Source organism: Methylocaldum marinum (genome assembly GCF_003584645.1).
Lineage (GTDB): Bacteria > Pseudomonadota > Gammaproteobacteria > Methylococcales > Methylococcaceae > Methylocaldum > Methylocaldum marinum.
Genome location: NZ_AP017928.1, coordinates 1230196 through 1256149 on the forward strand (window position 1 = coordinate 1230196; position 25954 = coordinate 1256149).

Sequence of the window (25954 nt, forward strand, 5' to 3'; positions counted from 1 at the left end):
TATTAAGCATGAAGATGAAAAACGTTGAGGATATCTATCCTCTCTCGTCTATGCAGCAGGGCATGCTCTTCCATACGCTGAGCGCCCCTGGGTCAGAGGTGTATTTCGAGCAGCTAAGCGGCATTTTGGAAGGCAATCTCGACATAACGGCCTTTCAGTGGGCCTGGCAGAAAGTGCTGGAGCGGCATCCCAGCTTGAGAACCGGATTTCTATGGGAGGGTTTGGATGAACCGCTGCAAGTGGTACGCTCGAATGTCACGCTGCCATGGATTCAGGAGGATTGGCGGGAGATTTCCCCGAGCGAGCAACCGGAGCGCCTGGAGGCGTTTCTGGCCGCGGACCGCGCCCGCGGCTTCGAACTGAGCCAGGCGCCTTTGATGCGCTGCGCCTTGCTGCGCATCGCGGAACGGCAGCATTACTTCGTCTGGAGCCGTCATCATCTCTTGCTCGACGGCTGGAGTCTGCCGCGGGTCCTCAAGGACGTGATGGATTACTATGCTGCCCATGGCAGCGGACGCGAACCCCGACTGGCCTACACCCGCCCCTACCGGGATTACATCGCCTGGCTCTTGCAGCAGGACCTGGAACAGGCCGAACGGTTCTGGCGCGAGACCCTCCAGGGCTTCACCGCCCCCACGCCGCTCCCGATCGGCCGGACCGAAACCGGCCGCCGGCCGGACGCGACCGCATACGAAGAGCAAAGCCTCAGGCTCTCGGCGGAACTGACCGGGCGCCTGCAAGCCCTGGCCCGCGCCCACAGGCTGACCTTCAACACCCTGGTCCAGGGCGTCTGGGCCCTCCTGCTCGCCCGCTATAGCGGCGAGGCCGACGTCCTGTTCGGCGCCACCGTCTCGGGCCGTCCCGCCGAACTGGCCGGGGTCGAGAACATGGTCGGGCTGTTCATCAACACCTTGCCGGTGCGCGTCCGCGTCCCGGCCGAGGCGAACGTGCTGCCCTGGCTGGAACAGCTGCAAGCCCAGCACGTCGAGCGGGATCAATACGCCTACAGTCCGCTGGTGGATATCCAGGGCTGGAGCGAAGTCCCGCGCGGCCTGCCCCTGTTCGAGAGCCTGGTGGTGTTCGAGAACTACCCGGTGGATGCCGCGCTCACCGAGCAGAGTCAGAGTCTTCAGTTCCGTGATATCCGAGCACTTGACCGGACCAACTATCCGCTCACCTTACTGGCTGTGCCGGGCTCCGAGTTATCTTTGGTGGTCGTTTATGACGCCCACCGTTTCGAGGCAGCCACCATTGCACGGCTGCTGACGCATGTCGAGACCGTGCTGGGCGGGATCGCGGCCGACCCCGGGCAGCGCCTGAGCGCGCTGCCGCTGGTGCCGGAGCCTGAAGCCCGGCAACTCCTGGTCGAATGGAACGCCACCGCCGCCGACTATCCTAATGATCAATGCCTCCCTGCGCTGTTCGAAAAGCAAGTCGAGATCCGCCCGGACGCGGTGGCGGTCGTGTTTGAGGACCAGGTGCTCACCTACCGGGCCCTCAATGCCCGCGTCAACCGGCTGGCCCATCATCTCCGGGCACTCGGCGTCGGCCCGGAAAGCCGGATTGGGTTATGCCTGGAGCGGTCGCCCGAGATGCTGGTAGGACTGCTCGCCGTGCTCAAAGCCGGGGGCGCTTATGTACCGCTGGATCCGGCTTATCCTCAAGAACGGCTGGCCTTCATGCTCGAGGATGCCGCCGTGTCGGTGCTGCTGACCCAGGCCCATCTGACGGAGAGTCTCCCGAAGACGGGGAACGCCCCGGTGATTTGTCTCGATCAGCTCTGGGGGAGAATCAGCCAAAGGAGTGACAGCAATCCTATCAGCAACGTTCTTCCGGAGAACCTTGCCTATATCATTTACACGTCCGGTTCGACCGGAAGACCCAAGGGAATTCAAATTTCCCACCAATCCTTAATCAACTTCCTACATTCTATCCACCAGCCGCTAGGCCTGTTCGAACACGATATTTTCCTCGCCGTTACAACCTTATCTTTTGATATTGCGGCCCTGGAACTTTACCTCCCGTTAGTCGTCGGGGCGCAAATGGTACTGGTCGGTCGGGAAGCCGCCGTCGACGGTACTCAGTTGTTGGAGAAGCTGAAGCGTAGCGGTGCTACGGTCATGCAAGCTACCCCGGCGACATGGCGTTTGCTCTTGGCCGCCGGCTGGGAGGACGGCAAGCAACTGAAAATACTCTGCGGCGGTGAGGCATTGCCTCGAGAACTCGCCCAGCAGTTGCTGAAGAAAGGTCGTTCTGTCTGGAATCTGTACGGGCCGACCGAAGCCACGATCTGGTCCGCTATCCGTCAGGTCAGCAGCGATACGGACTTTCCGATCGAAGAAGCCTATGAGTCCATTGGTCGTCCCATTGCCAATACCGAAATTTATATTCTGGACGCTCAACGCCGGCCGGTGCCGATCGGCGTCCCCGGCGAACTCTGCATCGGCGGGGTCGGTCTCGCCCGCGGCTATCTCCATCGGCCGGAGCTGACCGCCGAGAAGTTCATCCCGCACCCGTTCAGCCGGGTTCCCGGCGCCCGCCTCTACCGCACCGGCGATCTCGCCCGCTGGCGGGCCGACGGCACCCTCGAATTCCTCGGCCGCATCGACCACCAGGTCAAGCTCCGCGGCTTCCGCATCGAACTCGGCGAGATCGAGGCCGCCCTCAGCCAACAGCCCGGCGTCCGGGACGCCGTGGTGCTGCTCCGCGAAGACGCCCCCGGCGAGAAACGCCTGGTCGCCTACGCCGTGGGCGCGGTTGACCCCGAGACCTTGCGCACGGCGCTCAAGGCCCAACTGCCCGACTACATGGTCCCCACCGCCTGGGTCACCCTCGACGCCCTCCCCCTCACCCCCAACGGCAAGGTCGACCGCAAGGCCCTGCCCGCGCCCGAGCGCGACGGCGCCAGCGCCGCCTACGTCCCGCCCCAGACCCCCACCGAAGAGCTCCTCGCCGGTATCTGGGCCGAGCTGTTCGGACACGAAAGGGTCGGCCGCCACGACGACTTCTTCGCCCTCGGCGGCCATTCCCTCCGCGCCATCCAGGTGGTGTCGCGGGTGCGCGAGACCCTCGGCCTCGAACTCCCCGTGCGCCACCTGTTCGAACACCCCACCCTCGCCGATCTCGCCGCCGCGCTCGACGCCACCCGCCACACGCCCACCACCGCCCTGCCGCCCTTGACGCCGGTCTCCCGCCACCAGCCCCTGCGCCTCGCCTTCGCCCAGGAACGGCTGTGGTTCCTGGATCAGCTGGAAGGCCCCAGCGCCACCTACACCATTCCCGGCGGCCTCGAGCTCCACGGCCCCCTCGAGGTCGCCGCCCTCCGCCGCAGCCTCGCCGAGATCGTGCGCCGCCACGAGAGCCTCAGGACCACCTTCCCCACCGTCGACGGCGTCGCCGTCCAGCACATCGCCCCGTCCGGTCCGGTCCCCCTGCCGCTCATCGATCTCGCCGCCCTGCCCGATGCCGACCGCGCCGCGGCGTTCGAACGCCGGATCGCCGACGAGACCCGCCGGCCCTTCGACCTCGCCCACGGCCCCTTGCTGCGGGCGAGCCTGGTGCGCCTCGCGCCCGACCGCCACGGCTTGCTGCTGAACCTGCACCATATCGTCTCCGACGGCTGGTCCATGGCGGTCCTGGTCCGCGAGCTGTCGACCCTGTACGCGGCCTACGCACTCCACCAGCCCGCCGCCCTGCCGCCGCTGCCGATCCAGTACGCCGACTACGCCCAGTGGCAGCGCACCCGGCTGTCGGGCGAGGTGCTCGACCGCCAGCTCCGGTATTGGCAGCAGCAGCTGGCCGGTGCGCCGACCCTACTGGAACTGCCCACCGACCATCCGCGGCCGCCGGTCCAGCGCTTCCACGGCGCCACCCGGCCCCTCGCCCTCGACCCCGCCCTGACCCAGGCCCTGCGCGCCTTGAGCCGGCGCCTCGGCGCCACCCTCTTCATGACCCTGCTGAGTGCCTTCCTCACCCTCCTGGCCCGCTACAGCCGCCAGGACGACCTGGTGGTCGGCACCCCGGTCGCCAACCGCAACCGCCGCGAGACCGAGGGCCTGATCGGCTTCTTCGTCAACACCCTGGTGTTGCGGGTCGACCTCGCCGGCAACCCCGCCTTCGAGGAGGTGGTGGCGCGGGTCCGCCAGCGCGCCCTGGACGCCTATGCCCACCAGGAGGTCCCGTTCGAGCGCATCGTGGAAGCCGTCCAGCCCGAGCGGAGCCTCAGCCACAGCCCCTTGTTCCAGGTCATGTTCGTGCTGCAGAACACACCCGAGGCCACCCTGACGCTGCCGGGGCTGACCCTGAGTCCCCTGCCGCTGCAGGGGGTGGCGGCCAAGTTCGACCTCACCCTGGTGCTGAGCGACAGCGAGGCCGGGCTGCACGGCGTGTGGGAGTACAGCACCGATCTGTTCGAAGCCGAGACGATCGACCGTCTGGGCCGGCATTTCGACTGCCTGCTGCGCGGGATCGTGGCCGACCCGACGCAGCGCCTGAGCGCGCTGCCGCTATTGCCGGACGCCGAAGCCCACCAGCTCCTGGTCGCCTGGAACGCCACCGACACCGACTATCCGAAGGACCGCTGTATTCATCAGCTGTTCGAAGCCCGGGCCGAGACAACCCCGGACGCCGTGGCGGTCGTGTTCGAGGACCAGGTGCTCACCTACCGGGCCCTCGACGCCCGCGCCAACCAACTGGCCCATCATCTCCAGGCTCTCGGCGTCGGACCGGAAAGCCGGATTGGGTTATGCCTCGAACGCGCCCCGGAGCTGGTGGTGGGCCTCCTGGGCGTGCTCAAGGCCGGTGCCGCCTACGTGCCCCTGGATCCCGCTTATCCCCGCGAGCGCCTGGCCTTCATGCTCGAGGATGCCGCCGTGTCGGTGCTGCTGACCCAGGCCCGGCTGCGCGAAAGCCTGCCCGAGACGAGTGTTCCGGTGCTCTGCCTGGACCAGGCCTGGGCCACGATGGCCCAGCGGCCGGACAGTGCGCCCGTCAGCGGGGTCGGTCCCGAGAATCTCGCCTATGTCATCTACACCTCGGGCTCCACCGGCAAACCCAAGGGCGTGATGATCGTCCACCAGGGCCTGATCAATTATCTCAGCTGGTGTACAGAAGCCTATGCGGTCGCCGACGGCAACGGTACACCGGTGCAATCCTCGATCGGATTCGATGCCACCATCACCAGCATTTTCCCCGCGCTGCTGGTGGGACGGCCGGTGATCCTGCTGCCCGAGAAGCAGGAAATCGAAGGGCTCAGTGCCTTGCTCCAGGCCCAGCGCGACTTGAGTCTGGTGAAAATCACCCCGGCCCATCTGGATGCCCTGGGCCCCTTGTTATCCCCGAAAGCCTTGAGCGGACAGGCACGCGCCCTGATCCTCGGCGGCGAGGCGTTGACGATGAAGAGCCTCGCGGTGTGGCGGACTTACGCGCCCGAAACCCGCTTGATCAACGAATACGGACCGACCGAGACGGTGGTGGGGTGCTGCGTTTACGAAGTGCCGCCCGAGGCGTCCTCATCCGGTGCCGTACCCATCGGCCGGCCGATTGCCAATACCCAGCTCTATGTCCTGGACGAGCGTTTCCGGCCGGTCCCGATCGGCGTGCCCGGCGAGCTCCATATCGGTGGCGACGGCGTAGCGCGCGGCTATTTGTATCGCCCGGAGCTGACCGCCGAGAAGTTCATCCCGCACCCGTTCAGCCGGGTTCCCGGCGCCCGTCTCTACCGCACCGGCGATCTCGCCCGCTGGCGGGCCGACGGCGAGCTCGAATTCCTCGGCCGCATCGACCACCAGGTCAAGCTCCGCGGCTTCCGCATCGAACTCGGCGAGATCGAAGCCGCCCTCAGCCAACAGCCCGGTATCCGGGACGCCGTGGTGCTGCTCCGCGAAGACGCCCCCGGCGAGAAACGCCTGGTCGCGTACTGCGTGGGGGCGGTTGACCCCGAGACCTTGCGCGCGGCGCTCAAGGCCCAACTGCCCGACTACATGGTCCCCGCCGCCTGGGTCACCCTCGACGCCCTCCCCCTTACCCCCAACGGCAAGGTCGACCGCAAGGCCCTCCCCGCCCCCGAGCGGGGCGCTACCGGCACCCCCCATGTCCCGCCGCAAGGCCCCACCGAGGCGCGCCTCGCCGAGATCTGGGCCGAGGTCCTCCGCCTCGACCGGGTCGGCCGCCACGACAACTTCTTCGCCCTCGGCGGCGATTCCATCCTCAGCATCCAGATCGTCGCCCGCGCCACCCAGGCCGGGCTCCCGCTGACGCCCCGGCAACTGTTCCAACACCAGAGCATCGCCGAACTCGCCGCCGGGGTCGGCACCAGCCCCGCCCGCACCGCCGAGCAAGGCCCGGTCCAGGGTGACGCCCCGCTCACCCCCATCCAGCACTGGTTCTTCGACCAGGCCTGGACCGAGCCCCACCATTTCAACCAGGCCTTCCTGCTGAGCGTCGCCCCCGACCTCGCCCCCGACCGCCTGCGCCAGGTCCTGCACACCCTCCGGGCCCAGCACGATGCCTTGCGGTTGCGCTTTCACCGTGAGGCGGCCCACTGGCGGCAGACCCATGCCGCCCCCGACGCTCCCCTGCCGTTCGGCGTGGTCGATCTCGCCGCCTTGCCGCCTGACGCCCAGGCCGCGGCGATCGAGCAGGTGTCCGCCGCCCAGCAGGCGCGCCTCGATCTCGCGCACGGCCCGCTGTGGCGCTGTGTCCTTTTCACCCGCGGCGAAGGCCAGCCCGGCCGCTTGCTGCTGGTGATCCATCACCTCGCGGTCGACGGCGTCTCCTGGCGCATCCTGCTCGACGACCTCCAGCAGGCCTATGCCCGGCTCGGCCGCGGCGCGCCCCCGGCCCTGCCGCCCAAGACCACCGCCTTCAAGACCTGGGCCGAACAGCTCGACGCCTATGCCGCCTCCGAACGCCTGCGCCCGGAGCTCGCTTACTGGCAACGCCTGCGCGGCCCGGCCGCGCCCCTGCCGCGGGATGCCGACGCCCCGCCCGAGGCCAACACCGTCGCCGCCGCCGACCATGTGGCGGTGACCCTTGGCCGCGAGCCCACCCGCGCCCTGCTGCACGACGTGCCCCCGGTGTACCGCACCCGGATCAACGACGTCCTGCTCACCGCCCTGGCCCAGACGCTGGCGCGCTGGAGCGGGGTCCGGACCCTGTGGGTGAACCTGGAGGGCCATGGCCGCGAGGAGCTGTTCGAGGGTGTGGACCTGGCGCGCACGGTCGGCTGGTTCACCACGCTCTACCCGGTCCGGCTCGACCTCACCGCGGACGCCCCCGGCGAGGCGCTGAAGGCGGTCAAGGAGCAGCTGCGGACGATCCCGCAGGGCGGCATCGGCTATGGCGTGCTGCGTTATCGCCATCCCGACCCGGCGGTACGGGCGTCCCTCGCGGCGCTGCCGGCGCCCGAGCTGAGCTTCAACTACCTGGGCCAGCTCGACACCCTCATCGGCGGCGATCTCCTGCTCGGCCTGGCGCCGGAAGGCAGCGGTTTGCTCTACAGCCCCCGCGGACAGCGCCCGCACCTCCTGGACATCAACGGGTTTGTGATGGATGGCCAACTGCGGCTGGACTGGGCTTATTGCCCGGCGGTGCATCGGCGGGCCACGGTCGAGGCGCTGGCGCAAGGCTTCCTGGACGCCCTGCAGGCCCTCATCGCCCATTGCCAATCCCCCGAGGCCGGCGGCTTCACCCCGTCCGACTTCCCCCTGGCCCGGCTCGACGCACCCACCCTGGCACGTCTCCCGAGCCGACAGGTGGAGGATATCTATCCGCTCTCGTCCATGCAGCAGGGCATGCTCTTCCATACCCTGCACGTGCCGGAGTCCGGACTGTATTTCGAACAACTGAGCGGCATTCTGGACGGCGATCTCGACGTCGCCGCCTTCGAACGGGCCTGGCAGTACGTGCTGGAGCGGCATCCCAGCTTGAGAACCGGATTTCTATGGGAGGGTTTGGATGAACCGCTGCAAGTGGTACGCTCGAATGTCACGCTGTCCTGGCACCACGAGGATTGGCGGGAGATTTCCCCGAGCGAGCAACCGGAGCGCCTGGAGGCGTTTCTGGCCGCGGACCGCGCCCGCGGCTTCGAGCTCGGCCAGGCTCCCCTGATGCGCTGCGCCTTGCTGCGCATCGCGGAGGCCAAGTACTACTTCGTCTGGAGCTACCATCACCTGTTGCTGGACGGCTGGAGCCTGCCGCGGGTCCTGGGAGAAATCTCCGCTTGCTATGCCGCCTATAGCCGGGGGCAAGCGCCTCAGCTGAGCTACGCCCGCCCCTACCGGGACTACATCGCCTGGCTGCAACGCCAGGACCTGGAACAGGCCGAACGCTTCTGGCGCGAGACCCTCCAGGGCTTCACGGCCCCCACGCCGCTTCCGATCGGCCGGAGCGAAACCGGACGCCGGCTGGACGCGACCGCGTACGACGAACAAACCCTCAAGCTCTCGGCGGCGCTGACCGGGCGCCTGCAAGCCCTGGCCCGCGCCCACAGGCTGACCTTCAACACCCTGGTGCAGGGCGTCTGGGCCCTCCTGCTCGCCCGCTACAGCGGCGAGGCCGACGTCCTGTTCGGCGCCACCGTCTCGGGCCGACCCGCCGAACTGGCCGGGGTCGAGGACATGGTGGGGCTGTTCATCAACACCTTGCCGGTGCGCGTCCGCGTCCCGGCCGAGGCGGACGTGCTGCCCTGGCTGGCACAGCTGCAGGCCCAACAGGCGGAGCGGGATCAATACGCCTACAGTCCGCTGGTGGAGATCCAGGGCTGGAGTGACGTCCCACGCGGCATCCCCTTGTTCGAGAGCCTCGTGGTGTTCGAGAACTACCCGATCGAAGCGGCTTTGGCCGAACAGGCCCATGAGGTCCAAACGCGAGAGGTGCGGACCGTCGAGCGGACGAACTATCCGTTAACCCTGGTAGCCGCCCTGGTCGGGTCTGAATTGTCCTTGAAAGTGGTGCATGACGCCGAACGTTTCGAGGCCGCGACCATTATCCGGCTACTGACACATGCCGAGACCGTGCTCGGCGGCATGGCTGCGAATCCGGAGCAGCGCCTGAGCGAGCTGCCGCTGGTGCCGGACGCCGAAGCCCACCAGCTCCTGGTCGCCTGGAACGCCACCGACACCGAGTACCCGAAGGACCGCTGCATTCATCAGCTGTTCGAAGCCCGGGCCGAGACAACCCCGGACGCCGTGGCGGTCGTGTTCGAGGACCAGGTATTGACCTACCGGGCCCTCGACGCCCGCGCCAACCAACTGGCCCATCATCTCCGGACCCTCGGCGTCGGCCCCGAACAGCGGGTCGGGCTGTGCCTCGAACGCGCCCCGGACCTGGTGGTGGGCCTCCTGGGCGTGCTCAAGGCCGGTGCCGCCTACGTGCCCCTCGATCCCGCCTATCCCCGCGAGCGGCTGGCCTTCATGCTCGAGGATGCCGCCGTATCAGTGCTGCTGACCCAGGCCCGGCTGCGCGAAAGCCTGCCGGAGACGAGCGTTCCGGTGCTCTGCCTGGACCAGGCCTGGGCCACGATGGCCCAGCGGCCGGACAGTGCGCCCGTCAGCGGGGTCGGGCCCGAGAATCTCGCCTACATCATCTATACCTCGGGTTCGACCGGCAAACCCAAGGGCACTTTGATCGAACACCGCCAGGTAACGCGTCTATTCGACGCTACCGAGGCCTGGTTCGGATTCGACGGCAATGATGTCTGGAGCTTGTTCCATTCCTACGCTTTCGACTTTTCGGTATGGGAGATCTGGGGTGCGCTGTTCCATGGCGGACGCCTGGTCGTGGTTCCGTTTTATACCGCCCGCTCTCCCGGAGATTTCTATCACTTGGTCTGTCGAGAACGGGTTACGGTTCTCAACCAGACCCCGAGCGCGTTCAGACAGTTGATTGCAGCGCAGGCCGAGAGCCGGGAAGTCCACTGCCTGCGATATGTCATCTTTGGTGGCGAAGCTCTGGAGGTCGCAACGCTCAGGCCCTGGTACCGACAGAATGAGAGCAGGAATACCCGTCTCATCAACATGTACGGCATCACGGAAACCACGGTCCATGTCACTTTCCGGCCGCTGGATCCGTCCGATACCGAACGTTCCGGGGGCAGTCCGATCGGTTGCCGCATCCCGGATCTGCGCGTTTATATTCTCGACCCCTACGGCCAGCCGGTGCCGATTGGGGTGGCAGGCGAACTGTATGTCGGCGGTGCCGGCGTGGGACGAGGCTATCTGAATCGACCCGAGCTGACTGTCGAGCGGTTCGTACCGGATCCCTTCGGCACGGTTCCCGGCGCCCGCCTCTACCGCACCGGCGATCTCGCCCGCCGGCGGGCCGACGGCGAGCTCGAATTCCTCGGCCGCATCGACCACCAGGTCAAGCTCCGCGGCTTCCGCATCGAACTCGGCGAGATCGAAGCCGCCCTCAGTCAACAGCCCGGTATCCGGGACGCCGTGGTGCTGCTCCGCGAAGACGCCCCCGGCGAGAAACGCCTGGTCGCCTACACCGTGGGCGCGGTTGACCCCGAGACCTTGCGCACGGCGCTCAAGGCCCAACTGCCCGACTACATGGTCCCCACCGCCTGGGTCACCCTCGACGCCCTCCCCCTCACCCCCAACGGCAAGGTCGACCGCAAGACCCTGCCCGCGCCCGAGCGCGACGGCGCCAGCGCCGCCTACGTCCCGCCCCAGACCCCCACCGAAGAGCTCCTCGCCGGTATCTGGGCCGAGCTGTTCGGACACGAAAGGGTCGGCCGCCACGACGACTTCTTCGCCCTCGGCGGCCATTCCCTCCGCGCCATCCAGGTGGTGTCGCGGGTGCGCGAGACCCTCGGCCTCGAACTCCCCGTGCGCCACCTGTTCGAACACCCCACCCTCGCCGATCTCGCCGCCGCGCTCGACGCCACCCGCCACACGCCCACCACCGCCCTGCCGCCCTTGACGCCGGTCTCCCGCCACCAGCCCCTGCGCCTCGCCTTCGCCCAGGAACGGCTGTGGTTCCTGGATCAGCTGGAAGGCCCCAGCGCCACCTACACCATTCCCGGCGGCCTCGAGCTCCACGGCCCCCTCGAGGTCGCCGCCCTCCGCCGCAGCCTCGCCGAGATCGTGCGCCGCCACGAGAGCCTCAGGACCACCTTCCCCACCGTCGACGGCGTCGCCGTCCAGCACATCGCTCCGCCCGGTCCGGTCCCCTTGTCGCTCATCGATCTCACCGCCCTGCCCGACGCCGGCCGCGCCGCGGCGTTCGAACGCCGGATCGCCGACGAGACCCGCCGGCCCTTCGACCTCGCCCACGGCCCCTTGCTGCGGGCGAGCCTGGTGCGCCTCGCGCCCGACCGCCACGGCTTGCTGCTGAACCTGCACCATATCGTCTCCGACGGCTGGTCCATGGCGGTCCTGGTCCGCGAGCTGTCGAGCCTGTACGCGGCCTACGCGCTGAACCAGCCCGCCGCCCTGCCGCCGCTGCCGATCCAGTACGCCGACTACGCCCAGTGGCAGCGCACCTGGCTGGCGGGCGAGGTGCTCGACCGCCAGCTCCGGTATTGGCAGCAGCAGCTGGCCGGTGCGCCCACCCGGCTGGAACTGCCCACCGACCATCCGCGGCCGCCGGTCCAGCGCTTCCACGGCGCCACCCGGACACTCGCCCTCGACCCCGCCCTGACCCAGGCCCTGCGCGCCTTGAGCCGGCGCCTCGGCGCCACCCTCTTCATGACCCTGCTGAGTGCCTTCCTCACCCTCCTGGCCCGCTACAGCCGCCAGGACGACCTGGTGGTCGGCACCCCGGTCGCCAACCGCAACCGCCGCGAGACCGAGGGCCTGATCGGCTTCTTCGTCAACACCCTGGTGTTGCGGGTCGACCTCGCCGGCAACCCCGCCTTCGAGGAGGTGGTGGCGCGGGTCCGCCAGCGCGCCCTCGACGCCTATGCCCACCAGGAGGTCCCGTTCGAGCGCATCGTGGAAGCCGTCCAGCCCGAGCGGAGCCTCAGCCACAGCCCCTTGTTCCAGGTCATGTTCGTGCTGCAGAACACACCCGCCGCCACCCTGACGCTGCCGGGGCTCACCCTGAGTCCCCTGCCGCTGCACGGGGTCGCGGCCAAGTTCGACCTCACCCTGGTGCTGAGCGACAGCGAGGCCGGGCTGCACGGCGTGTGGGAGTACAGCACCGATCTGTTCGAAGCCGAGACGATCGACCGCCTGGGCCGGCATTTCGACTGCCTGCTGCGCGGGATCGTGGCCGACCCGACGCAGCGCCTGAGCGCGCTGCCGCTATTGCCGGACGCCGAAGCCCACCAGCTCCTGGTCGACTGGAACGCCACCGACACCGAGTACCCCAAGGACCGCTGCCTTCATCAGCTGTTCGAAGCCCGGGCCGAGGAGACCCCGGACGCCGTGGCGGTCGTGTTCGAGGACCAGGTATTGACCTACCGGGATCTCGACACCCGCGCCAACCAGCTGGCCCATCATCTCCGGGCCCTCGGCGTCGGACCGGACAGCCGGGTAGCGCTCTGCGTGGAGCGAAGCTGCGAAATGGTCATCGGCCTCCTCGCCGTCCTCAAAGCGGGCGGGGCCTATGTGCCCCTGGACCCGGGCTATCCCGAGGAACGCCTCGCTTACATGCTGACCGATGCCGCTCCACGGGTCCTGCTGACCCACGGTGGGCTGGCGTCCCGCAGCCTGGCGACGGCGCCGGCCGTGCCCGTGATCGATCTCGGCGACCCGACGCCGTGGGCGCATCAGCCCACCCACAATCCCGACCCCTCGGCCGTCGGCCTGACCGCCGAGAATCTCGCCTATGTCATCTATACCTCCGGCTCCACCGGCAAACCCAAGGGCGCGATGAACGAACATCGCGGGGTAGTGAACCGGCTCCTATGGAAACAACAGGCTTATGGCCTGGAATCCAGCGACGCGGTATTGCAGAAAACCCCGTTCAGTTTTGATGTTTCGGTATGGGAGTTCTTCTGGCCCTTGATCACCGGAGCGCGGTTGGTAATGGCTCGTCCCGAGGGGCATAAGGACCCCGCTTATCTCACGGACGTGATCCGGCGCGAGAAAATCACGACGCTACATTTCGTGCCCTCCATGCTGCAGGCGTTTCTCGATGATCGAGAGACATCGACCTGTACCGGTTTGCGGCGCGTGATGTGCAGCGGCGAAGCCTTGCCGGAATCCCTCGCACGCCGATTCCACGACCGCTTGCCCCAAGTGGATTTGCACAACCTATACGGGCCGACGGAAGCGGCCGTGGACGTTACCGCCTGGACCTATACCCCGGATTTCTCGGGACTGGGCATTCCGCTCGGCCGACCGATTTCGAACACCCGAATTTATATCCTGGACAATCGGGGTCAGCCCGCTCCGATCGGTGTCCCCGGAGAACTGTGCATCGGCGGCGTACAGGTAGGCCGGGGTTATCTGAACCGCCCCGAGCTGACCGCCGAGAAATTCATCCCCAACCCGTTCAGCCGGAATCCCGGCGCCCGCCTCTACCGCACCGGCGATCTCGCCCGCCGGCAGGCCGACGGCGAGCTCGAGTTCCTCGGCCGCATCGACCACCAGGTCAAGCTCCGCGGCTTCCGCATCGAGCTCGGCGAGATCGAGGCCGCCCTCTGCCAACAGCCCGGCGTCCACGACGCCGTGGTGCTGCTCCGCGAAGACGCCCCCGGCGAGAAACGCCTGGTCGCCTACACCGTCGGGGCGGTCGACCCCGAGACCTTGCGCGCGGCACTCAAAGCCCAGCTGCCCGACTACATGGTCCCCACCGCCTGGGTCGCCCTCGACGCCCTCCCCCTCACCCCCAACGGCAAGGTCGACCGCAAGGCCCTCCCCGCCCCCGAGCGGGGCGATACCGGCACCCCCTATGCCCCGCCGCAAGGCCCCACCGAGGCGCGCCTCGCCGAGATCTGGGCCGACGTCCTCCGGCTCGAACGGGTCGGCCGCCACGACAACTTCTTCGCCCTCGGCGGCGATTCCATCCTCAGCATCCAGATCGTCGCCCGCGCCACCCAGGCCGGTCTCCCGCTGACGCCCCGGCAACTGTTCCAGCACCAGAGCATCGCCGAACTCGCCACCGTGGTCGGCACCGGCCCCGCCCGCGCCGCCGAGCAGGGGCCGGTCCAGGGCGAAGCCCCGCTCACCCCCATCCAGCACTGGTTCTTCGACCAAGCTTGGGCCGAACCCCACCATTTCAACCAGGCCTTCCTGCTGAGCGTCGCCCCCGACCTCGCCCCGGATCGCCTGCGCCGGGTCCTGCACACCCTCCTGATCCAGCACGATGCCTTGCGCCTGCGCTTTCGCCGCGACCAGGACCACTGGCGGCAAACCCATGCCGCACCCGACACCCCCCTGCCGTTCGGCGTGGTCGATCTCGCCGCCCTGTCGCCCGCCGCCCAGGCCGCGGTGATCGAGCAGGTGTCCGCCGCCCAGCAGGCCCGCCTCGATCTCGCGCACGGCCCGCTGTGGCGCTCTGTCCTCTTCACCCGCGGCGAAGGCCAGCCCGGCCGCTTGCTGCTGGTGATCCATCACCTGGCGGTCGACGGCGTCTCCTGGCGCATCCTGCTCGACGACCTCCAGCAGGCCTATGCCCGGCTCGGCCGCGGCGAGCCCCCGGCCCTGCCGCCCAAGACCACCGCCTTCAAGACCTGGGCCGAACAGCTCGACGCCTACGCCGCCTCCGAACGCCTGCGCCCGGAACTCGACTACTGGCAACGCCTGCGCGGCCCGGCCGCGCCCCTGCCGCGGGATGCCGACGCCCCGCCCGAGGCCAACACCGTCGCCGCCGCCGACCATGTGGCGGTGACCCTCGACCGCGCGTCCACCCGCGCCCTGCTGCACGACGTGCCCCCGGTGTACCGCACCCGGATCAACGACGTCCTGCTCACCGCCCTGGCCCAGACGCTGGCGCGCTGGAGCGGCGTTCGGACCCTGTGGGTGAACCTGGAGGGCCATGGCCGCGAGGAGCTGTTCGAGGGCGTGGACCTAGCGCGCACGGTCGGCTGGTTCACCACGCTCTACCCGGTCCGGCTCGACCTCACCGCGGACGCCCCCGGCGAGGCGCTGAAGGCGGTCAAGGAGCAGCTGCGGACGATCCCGCAGGGCGGCATCGGCTATGGCGTGCTGCGCTATCGCCATCCCGACCCGGCGGTGCGGGCGTCCCTCGCGGCGCTGCCGGCGCCCGAGCTGAGCTTCAACTACCTGGGCCAGCTCGACACCCTCATCGGCGGCGATCTCCTGCTCGGACCCGCCCCCGAGGCGCTCGGTCCGCTCCATAGCCCCCGCGGACAGCGCCCGCACCTCCTGGACATCAACGGCTTCATCGCAGATGGCCGGCTACAGCTGGACTGGGCCTACTGCCCGGCGGTGCATCGGCGGGCCACGGTCGAGGCGCTGGCGCAAGGCTTCCTGGACGCCCTGCAGGCCCTCATCGCCCATTGCCAATCCCCCGAGGCCGGCGGCTTCACCCCGTCCGACTTCCCGGAGGCAACACTGAGCCAAGAAAACCTGAACAAGTTCCTTAACAAGATCAAGCAGGCTCGCCGAGGCTAGCTCAATGGAAGAAATGAACAATATTGAAGATATCTACAATCTGTCCCCGATGCAGCAAGGGATGCTCTTCCATACTCTTGAAGCCCCCACCTCAGGGATGTATTGCGAGCAGACGAGCTGGAGCTTGACGGGATTCCTCGATCTCTCCGCTTTTAAACAGGCGTGGCAGCAAGCCGTGCACCGGCATACGAGCCTGCGAACCGCATTTTATTGGGAAGAGCTTGATGCACCGCTTCAAGTCGTGTATCGGCAAATCGAGCTTCCCTGGATTCAGGAAGATTGGCGGGAGATTCCCCCGGCTGAGCAAGCGGAGCGCCTGGAGGCGTTCCTGGCCGCGGACCGCGCCTACGGCTTCGAGCTCGGCCAGGCGCCTTTGATGCGCTGTGCCTTGTTGAGGATCGCGGAGGCAAAATACTACTTCGTCTGGAGCTACCATCACCTGTTGCTCGACGGCTGGAGTCTGCCACGGGTCTTGGGAGAAATCTCCGCTTGCTATGCCGCCTATAGCCGGGGGCAAGCGCCTCAGCTGAGCTACGCCCGCCCCTACCGGGACTACATCGCCTGGCTGCAACGCCAGGACCTGGAACAGGCCGAACGCTTCTGGCGCGAGACCCTCCAGGGCTTCACCGCCCCCACGCCGCTTCCGATCGGCCGGAGCGAAACCGGACGCCGGCCGGACGCGACCGCGTACGAAGAACAAACCCTCAGGCTCTCGGCGGCGCTGACCGGGCGCCTGCAAGCCCTGGCCCGCGCCCACAGGCTGACCTTCAACACCCTGGTCCAGGGCGTCTGGGCCCTCCTGCTCGCCCGCTACAGCGGCGAGGCCGACGTCCTGTTCGGCACGACCGTCTCGGGCCGTCCGGCCGAGTTGCCCGGGGTCGAGAACATGGTCGGGCTGTTCATCAACACCTTGCCGGTGCGCGTCCGCGTCCCGGCCGAGGCGGACGTGCTGCCCTGGCTGGCACAGCTGCAGGCCCAACAGGCGGAGCGGGATCAATACGCCTACAGTCCGCTGGTGGACATCCAGGGCTGGAGCGAAGTCCCGCGCGGCCTGCCCCTGTTCGAGAGCCTCGTGGTGTTCGAGAACTACCCGATCGAAGCGGCTTTGGCCGAACAGGCCCATGAGATCCACACACGAGAGGTGCGGACCGTCGAGCGGACGAACTATCCGTTAACTCTGGTAGCCGCCCTGGTCGGGTCTGAATTGTCCTTGAAAGTGGTGCATGACGCCGAACGTTTCGAGGCCGCGACCATTACCCGGCTACTGACACATGCCGAGACCGCGCTCGGCGGCATGGCCGCGAATCCGGCGCAGCGTCTGAGCGAGCTGCCGCTGGTGCCGGAGGCCGAAGCCCGCCAGCTCCTGGTCGACTGGAACGCCACCGACACCGAGTACCCGAAGGACCGCTGTATTCATCAGCTGTTCGAAGCCCAGGCCGACAAGACCCCGGACGCCGTGGCGGTCGTGTTCGAGGACCAGGTATTGACCTACCGGGCCCTCGACGCCCGCGCCAACCAACTGGCCCATCATCTCCGGGCCCTCGGCGTCGGCCCGGAAAGCCGGATTGGGTTATGCCTGGAGCGGTCGCCCGAGATGCTGGTGGCGCTGCTCGCCGTGCTCAAGGCCGGTGCCGCCTATGTGCCCCTCGATCCCGCCTATCCCCGCGAGCGGCTGGCCTTCATGCTCGAGGATGCCGCCGTATCGGTGCTGCTGACCCAGGCCCGGCTGCGCGAAAGCCTGCCCGAGACGAGTGTTCCGGTGCTCTGCCTGGACCAGGCCTGGGCCACGATGGCCCAGCGGCCGGACAGTGCGCCCGTCAGCGGGGTCGGGCCCGAGAATCTCGCCTACATCATCTATACCTCGGGCTCCACCGGCAAACCCAAGGGCGTGATGATCGTCCACCAGGGCCTGATCAATTATCTCAGCTGGTGTACAGAGGCCTATGCGGTCGCCGACGGCAACGGCACACCGGTGCAGTCCTCGATCGGATTCGATGCCACCATCACCAGCATTTTCCCCGCGCTGCTGGTGGGACGGCCGGTGATCCTGCTGCCCGAGAAGCAGGAAATCGAAGGGCTCAGTGCCTTGCTCCAGGCCCAGCGCGACTTGAGTCTGGTGAAAATCACCCCGGCCCATCTGGATGCCCTGGGCCCCTTGTTATCCCCGGAAGCCTTGAGCGGACAGGCGCGCGCCCTGATCCTCGGCGGCGAGGCGTTGACGATGAAGAGCCTCGCGGTGTGGCGGACTTACGCGCCAGAGACCCGCTTGATCAACGAATACGGACCGACCGAGACGGTGGTGGGGTGCTGCGTTTACGAAGTGCCGCCCGAGGCGTCCTCATCCGGTGCCGTACCCATCGGCCGGCCGATTGCCAATACCCAGCTCTATGTCCTGGACGAGCGTTTCCGGCCGGTGCCGATCGGGGTGCCGGGCGAGCTCCATATCGGTGGCGACGGCGTAGCACGCGGCTATTTGTATCGGCCGGACCTGACCGCCGAGCGATTCATCCCGCACCCGTTCAGCCGGAATCCCGGCGCCCGTCTCTACCGCACCGGCGATCTCGCCCGCCGGCGGGCCGACGGCGAGCTCGAGTTCCTCGGCCGCATCGACCACCAGGTCAAGCTCCGCGGCTTCCGCATCGAGCTCGGCGAGATCGAGGCCGCCTTGAGCCAACAGCCCGGGATCCACGACGCCGTGGTGCTGCTCCGCGAAGACGCCCCCGGCGAAAAACGCCTGGTCGCTTACACCGTGGGGGCGGTTGACCCCGAGACCTTGCGCGCGGCACTCAAATCCCAGCTGCCCGACTACATGGTCCCCACCGCCTGGGTCACCCTCGACGCCCTCCCCCTCACCCCCAACGGCAAGGTCGACCGCAAGGCCCTGCCCGCGCCCGAGCGGGACGGCGCCGGCGCCGCCTACGTCCCGCCGCAGACCCCCACCGAGGAGCTCCTCGCCGGGATCTGGGCCGAGCTGTTCGGACACGAAAGGGTCGGCCGCCACGACGACTTCTTCGCCCTCGGCGGCCATTCCCTCCGCGCCATCCAGGTGGTGTCGCGGGTGCGCGAGACCCTCGGCCTCGAACTCCCCGTGCGCCGGCTGTTCGAACACCCCACCCTCGCCGATCTCGCCGCCGCGCTCGACGCCACCCGTGACACGCCCACCGCCGCCCTGCCGCCCTTGACGCCGGTCTCCCGCCACCAGCCCCTGCGCCTGGCCTTCGCCCAGGAACGGCTGTGGTTCCTGGATCAGCTGGAAGGCCCCAGCGCCACCTACACCATTCCCGGCGGCCTCGAGCTCCACGGCCCTCTCGATGTCGCCGCCCTCCGCCGCAGCCTCGCCGAGATCGTGCGCCGCCACGAGAGCCTCAGGACCACCTTCCCCACCGTCGACGGCGTCGCCGTCCAGCACATCGCCCCGCCCGGTCCGGTCCCCTTGTCGCTCATCGATCTCACCGCCCTGCCCGACGCCGGCCGCGCCGCGGCGTTCGAACGCCGGATCGCCGACGAGACCCGCCGGCCCTTCGACCTCGCCCACGGCCCCTTGCTGCGGGCGAGCCTGGTGCGCCTCGCGCCCGACCGCCACGGCTTGCTGCTGAACCTGCACCATATCGTCTCCGACGGCTGGTCCATGGCGGTCCTGGTCCGCGAGCTGTCGAGCCTGTACGCGGCCTACGCGCTGAACCAGCCCGCCGCCCTGCCGCCGCTGCCGATCCAGTACGCCGACTACGCCCAGTGGCAGCGCACCTGGCTGGCGGGCGAGGTGCTCGACCGCCAGCTCCGGTATTGGCAGCAGCAGCTGGCCGGTGCGCCCACCCGGCTGGAACTGCCCACCGACCATCCGCGGCCGCCGGTCCAGCGCTTCCACGGCGCCACCCGGACACTCGCCCTCGACCCCGCCCTGACCCAGGCCCTGCGCGCCTTGAGCCGGCGCCTCGGCGCCACCCTCTTCATGACCCTGCTGAGTGCCTTCCTCACCCTCCTGGCCCGCTACAGCCGCCAGGACGACCTGGTGGTCGGCACCCCGGTCGCCAACCGCAACCGCCGCGAGACCGAGGGCCTGATCGGCTTCTTCGTCAACACCCTGGTGTTGCGGGTCGACCTCGCCGGCAACCCCGCCTTCGAGGAGGTGGTGGCGCGGGTCCGCCAGCGCGCCCTCGACGCCTATGCCCACCAGGAGGTCCCGTTCGAGCGCATCGTGGAAGCCGTCCAGCCCGAGCGGAGCCTCAGCCACAGCCCCTTGTTCCAGGTCATGTTCGTGCTGCAGAACACACCCGCCGCCACCCTGACGCTGCCGGGGCTCACCCTGAGTCCCCTGCCGCTGCACGGGGTCGCGGCCAAGTTCGACCTCACCCTGGTGCTGAGCGACAGCGAGGCCGGGCTGCACGGCGTGTGGGAGTACAGCACCGATCTGTTCGAAGCCGAGACGATCGACCGCCTGGGCCGGCATTTCGACTGCCTGCTGCGCGGGATCGTGGCCGACCCGACGCAGCGCCTGAGCGCGCTGCCGCTATTGCCGGACGCCGAAGCCCACCAGCTCCTGGTCGACTGGAACGCCACCGACACCGAGTACCCCAAGGACCGCTGCCTTCATCAGCTGTTCGAAGCCCGGGCCGAGGAGACCCCGGACGCCGTGGCGGTCGTGTTCGAGGACCAGGTATTGACCTACCGGGATCTCGACACCCGCGCCAACCAGCTGGCCCATCATCTCCGGGCCCTCGGCGTCGGACCGGACAGCCGGGTAGCGCTCTGCGTGGAGCGAAGCTGCGAAATGGTCATCGGCCTCCTCGCCGTCCTCAAAGCGGGCGGGGCCTATGTGCCCCTGGACCCGGGCTATCCCGAGGAACGCCTCGCTTACATGCTGACCGATGCCGCTCCACGGGTCCTGCTGACCCACGGTGGGCTGGCGTCCCGCAGCCTGGCGACGGCGCCGGCCGTGCCCGTGATCGATCTCGGCGACCCGACGCCGTGGGCGCATCAGCCCACCCACAATCCCGACCCCTCGGCCGTCGGCCTGACCGCCGAGAATCTCGCCTATGTCATCTATACCTCGGGTTCGACCGGCACACCCAAGGGCACCCTGTTACCGCACCGCGGGCTGTGCAATGTGGCGGACGCCCAGAGACACCGTTTTGGCGTCGGATCGGGCGACCGGGTCTTGCAGTTTGCCTCCTTCAGCTTTGATGCCTCGACCTTCGAGATCGTCATGGCCCTCGGCGCCGGGGCTACCCTCTGCCTGGGGCAGCGCGAGGACCTGCTGCCCGGACCGTCCCTGATCCGGCTGTTGCGGGAGAAGGCCGTCAGCCTGGTGACCTTGCCGCCCTCGGCGCTGGCGCTGCTGCCGCATGAAGGCTTGCCGGCGCTGCGGGTCGTCACGGTGGCGGGCGAAGCCTGCTCGCCGGAGCTGGCCGCGCGCTGGGGCCGGAATCGCCGCTTTTTCAACCTGTACGGCCCTACCGAGGCCACCATCTGGACCACGATCGGCACCTACCGCGAACGGGATGACACCCTCTCCATCGGCCGGCCGATTGCCAATACCGAAATTTATATTCTGGATGCTCAACGCCGGCCGGTGCCGATCGGCGTCCCCGGCGAACTCTGCATCGGCGGGGTCGGTCTCGCCCGCGGCTATCTCCATCGGCCGGACCTGACCGCCGAGCGATTCATCCCGCACCCGTTCAGCCGGGTTCCCGGCGCCCGTCTCTACCGCACCGGCGATCTCGCCCGCCGGCGGGCCGACGGCACCCTCGAATTCCTCGGCCGCATCGACCACCAGGTCAAGCTCCGCGGCTTCCGCATCGAACTCGGCGAGATCGAGGCCGCCCTCAGCCAACAGCCCGGCGTCCGGGACGCCGTGGTGCTGCTCCGCGAAGACGCCCCCGGCGAGAAACGCCTGGTCGCCTACACCGTGGGCGCGGTTGACCCCGAGACCTTGCGCACGGCGCTCAAGGCCCAACTGCCCGACTACATGGTCCCCACCGCCTGGGTCACCCTCGACGCCCTCCCCCTCACCCCCAACGGCAAGGTCGACCGCAAGGCCCTGCCCGCGCCCGAGCGCGACGGCGCCAGCGCCGCCTACGTCCCGCCCCAGACCCCCACCGAAGAGCTCCTCGCCGGTATCTGGGCCGAGCTGTTCGGACACGAAAGGGTCGGCCGCCACGACGACTTCTTCGCCCTCGGCGGCCATTCCCTCCGCGCCATCCAGGTGGTGTCGCGGGTGCGCGAGACCCTCGGCCTCGAACTCCCCGTGCGCCACCTGTTCGAACACCCCACCCTCGCCGATCTCGCCGCCGCGCTCGACGCCACCCGCCACACGCCCACCACCGCCCTGCCGCCCTTGACGCCGGTCTCCCGCCACCAGCCCCTGCGCCTCGCCTTCGCCCAGGAACGGCTGTGGTTCCTGGATCAGCTGGAAGGCCCCAGCGCCACCTACACCATTCCCGGCGGCCTCGAGCTCCACGGCCCCCTCGAGGTCGCCGCCCTCCGCCGCAGCCTCGCCGAGATCGTGCGCCGCCACGAGAGCCTCAGGACCACCTTCCCCACCGTCGACGGCGTCGCCGTCCAGCACATCGCCCCGCCCGGTCCGGTCCCCTTGTCGCTCATCGATCTCACCGCCCTGCCCGACGCCGGCCGCGCCGCGGCGTTCGAACGCCGGATCGCCGACGAGACCCGCCGGCCCTTCGACCTCGCCCACGGCCCCTTGCTGCGGGCGAGCCTGGTGCGCCTCGCGCCCGACCGCCACGGCTTGCTGCTGAACCTGCACCATATCGTCTCCGACGGCTGGTCCATGGCGGTCCTGGTCCGCGAGCTGTCGAGCCTGTACGCGGCCTACGCGCTGAACCAGCCCGCCGCCCTGCCGCCGCTGCCGATCCAGTACGCCGACTACGCCCAGTGGCAGCGCACCTGGCTGGCGGGCGAGGTGCTCGACCGCCAGCTCCGGTATTGGCAGCAGCAGCTGGCCGGTGCGCCCACCCGGCTGGAACTGCCCACCGACCATCCGCGGCCGCCGGTCCAGCGCTTCCACGGCGCCACCCGGACACTCGCCCTCGACCCCGCCCTGACCCAGGCCCTGCGCGCCTTGAGCCGGCGCCTCGGCGCCACCCTCTTCATGACCCTGCTGAGTGCCTTCCTCACCCTCCTGGCCCGCTACAGCCGCCAGGACGACCTGGTGGTCGGCACCCCGGTCGCCAACCGCAACCGCCGCGAGACCGAGGGCCTGATCGGCTTCTTCGTCAACACCCTGGTGTTGCGGGTCGACCTCGCCGGCAACCCCGCCTTCGAGGAGGTGGTGGCGCGGGTCCGCCAGCGCGCCCTCGACGCCTATGCCCACCAGGAGGTCCCGTTCGAGCGCATCGTGGAAGCCGTCCAGCCCGAGCGGAGCCTCAGCCACAGCCCCTTGTTCCAGGTCATGTTCGTGCTGCAGAACACACCCGCCGCCACCCTGACGCTGCCGGGGCTCACCCTGAGTCCCCTGCCGCTGCACGGGGTCGCGGCCAAGTTCGACCTCACCCTGGTGCTGAGCGACAGCGAGGCCGGGCTGCACGGCGTGTGGGAGTACAGCACCGATCTGTTCGAAGCCGAGACGATCGACCGCCTGGGCCGGCATTTCGACTGCCTGCTGCGCGGGATCGTGGCCGACCCGACGCAGCGCCTGAGCGCGCTGCCGCTATTGCCGGACGCCGAAGCCCACCAGCTCCTGGTCGACTGGAACGCCACCGACACCGAGTACCCCAAGGACCGCTGCCTTCATCAGCTGTTCGAAGCCCGGGCCGAGGAGACCCCGGACGCCGTGGCGGTCGTGTTCGAGGACCAGGTATTGACCTACCGGGATCTCGACACCCGCGCCAACCAGCTGGCCCATCATCTCCGGGCCCTCGGCGTCGGACCGGACAGCCGGGTAGCGCTCTGCGTGGAGCGAAGCTGCGAAATGGTCATCGGCCTCCTCGCCGTCCTCAAAGCGGGCGGGGCCTATGTGCCCCTGGACCCGGGCTATCCCGAGGAACGCCTCGCTTACATGCTGACCGATGCCGCTCCACGGGTCCTGCTGACCCACGGTGGGCTGGCGTCCCGCAGCCTGGCGACGGCGCCGGCCGTGCCCGTGATCGATCTCGGCGACCCGACGCCGTGGGCGCATCAGCCCACCCACAATCCCGACCCCTCGGCCGTCGGCCTGACCGCCGAGAATCTCGCCTATGTCATCTATACCTCGGGTTCGACCGGCACACCCAAGGGCGCGATGATCTCGCACCGATCGATTTGCAATCACATGCTGTGGATGCAGGATGCATTCCCATTAACCGAATCGGATAAAGTCCTGCAGAAGACGCCTTTCGGGTTCGATGCTTCGGTCTGGGAGTTCTACGCGCCGCTGTTGTCGGGAGCCCAGCTGATCCTGGCCCGTCCCGGCGGGCATCAGGACGCGCTTTATCTCATCGACGTGCTGGGCGAGCGGCAGGTGACGACCCTGCAACTAGTGCCCTCCATGCTGCAAATTCTCCTCGAGGTGGGCGGTCTCGAGCGCTGTCATGCTCTGCGACGCCTGTTTTGCGGCGGTGAAGCCCTGCCTCTGGCGCTCCAGGAACGTTTCCGGGCCTGTCATGGGGCGGAGCTGCACAATCTTTACGGCCCCACCGAGGCTACCATCGACGTCGGCGCCTGGCGCTGTGAACCCGGCAGCTCGCTGCCGATCGCGCCGATTGGGCGTCCCATCGCCAACACCAGGTTCTATCTGCTCGACGAGCAGCTGCGCCCGGCCCCGATCGGCGTGCCGGGCGAGCTCCATATCGGTGGAGACGGCGTAGCACGCGGCTATCTCCATCGGCCGGAGCTGACCGCCGAGCGATTCATCCCGCACCCGTTCAGCCGGGTCCCCGGCGCCCGCCTCTACCGCACCGGTGATCTCGCCCGCCGGCGGGCCGACGGCACCCTCGAATTCCTCGGCCGCATCGACCACCAGGTCAAGCTCCGCGGCTTCCGCATCGAACTCGGCGAGATCGAAGCCACCCTCAGTCAACAGCCCGGTATCCGGGACGCCGTGGTGCTGCTCCGCGAAGACGCCCCCGGCGAGAAACGCCTGGTCGCGTACTGCGTGGGCGCGGTTGACCCCGAGACCTTGCGCGCGGCACTCAAGGCCCAACTGCCCGACTACATGGTCCCCACCGCCTGGGTCACCCTAGACGCCCTCCCCCTTACCCCCAACGGCAAGCTCGACCGTAAGGCCCTGCCCGCGCCCGACGCAAGCCTAGGGGTTCCCGCGGAAGGCTTCATGGCGCCGCGGGATACGTTGGAGCTGGAACTGGCCCAAATATGGGAAAACGTATTGGATATCCGCCCTATCGGCGTAAAGGACAACTTTTTCGAGATCGGTGGACATTCTCTGATTGCGGTACGCCTGATGGCGCAGATCCAGCACGCTTTTGGCAAAAATCTACCGCTAGCGACACTTTTCCAAGCTCCGACCATCGAGCAGCTTGCCGAAATACTTCGCAGCCGGACCGGCGCCTTGCGCTGGTCTCCTCTGGTAGCGATTCAGCCGAAAGGTTCTTCGAAGGCATTTTTCTGTGTCCCCGGAGCCGGCGGAACCGTTCTCTATCTTCACCCCTTAGCTCGTCATCTCGGTTTGGATCAGCCGTTTTATGGATTGCAGGCCCGGGGGCTCGACGGCGAATCGGCGCCACACACCCGAGTCGAGGATATGGCTGCCGAGTATATCGACGCGCTCCAGTCGGTTCAGCCGGAAGGTCCCTATTTTCTCGGAGGTCATTCTTTCGGCGCCTGGGTTGCGTTCGAGATGGCTCGCCAGTTGCTGATCCAGGGACACGATGTGGCCCGTCTCGTGGTTCTGGACACCTATGCACCGCTACCCCCGGCAGCCGTCGACACGCCGGTCACCCCACCCGACAATGCTTGGCTGATCGCCAATGTAGCCACGATCCTGGAACGCTTATTCGGAAAGAAACTCGGGGTCACCAGCGATGCACTCCGTCCTCTGGCTCCTGATGAGCAACTGGATGACCTGAGAGATCGCTTGCAAAAGGCCCAGGTATTGCCGCCCGGGGCGGGGACAGAGCAGGTTCGCGGTCTGGTCCGGGTTTTTAAGGCAAGCAGCCAGGTGAATTATTTCCCCCAGAAGCCCCTCCCGACACGGATTACGCTCTTCCTCGCCAGCGAAGATGAACCTGAACAGGCCCTCGCCGGCGATCGGCCTTCCGAGATCCCGCAACGCGAAGGAGCCTGGGGTTGGGATAGGTTTTCCGAGCAACCGGTGGAAGTTCAGGTCGTGCCGGGCAACCACCTGAGCATGATGAGCGAGCCCCATGTCCAGGCCCTGGCTGACCAGCTGAAGCCCTGCTTCAGTCGGGTCTCCGATCTGAGGTCAAACTGCGACACTCGAAACACAACCAACTCCGGAACGGAAGAAAACTGAG

General features: G+C 68.2%; 2 protein-coding genes. Both read left to right on the top strand.

Annotation, left to right across the window (positions count from 1 at the left end; all coding sequences use genetic code 11):
• Positions 1-14: 14 nt before the first annotated feature.
• Positions 15-15530 (top strand): non-ribosomal peptide synthase/polyketide synthase, encoded by a 15516-nt coding sequence (locus sS8_RS05310; protein WP_269461530.1) that lies wholly within the window; start codon positions 15-17, stop codon positions 15528-15530.
• Positions 15531-15534: 4 nt separating this feature from the next.
• Positions 15535-25953 carry a non-ribosomal peptide synthetase gene (locus tag sS8_RS05315; protein WP_119628736.1) on the top strand — a complete coding sequence of 3473 codons (10419 nt, stop codon included), beginning with the start codon at positions 15535-15537 and terminating at the stop codon, positions 25951-25953.
• Position 25954 lies beyond the last annotated feature (1 nt).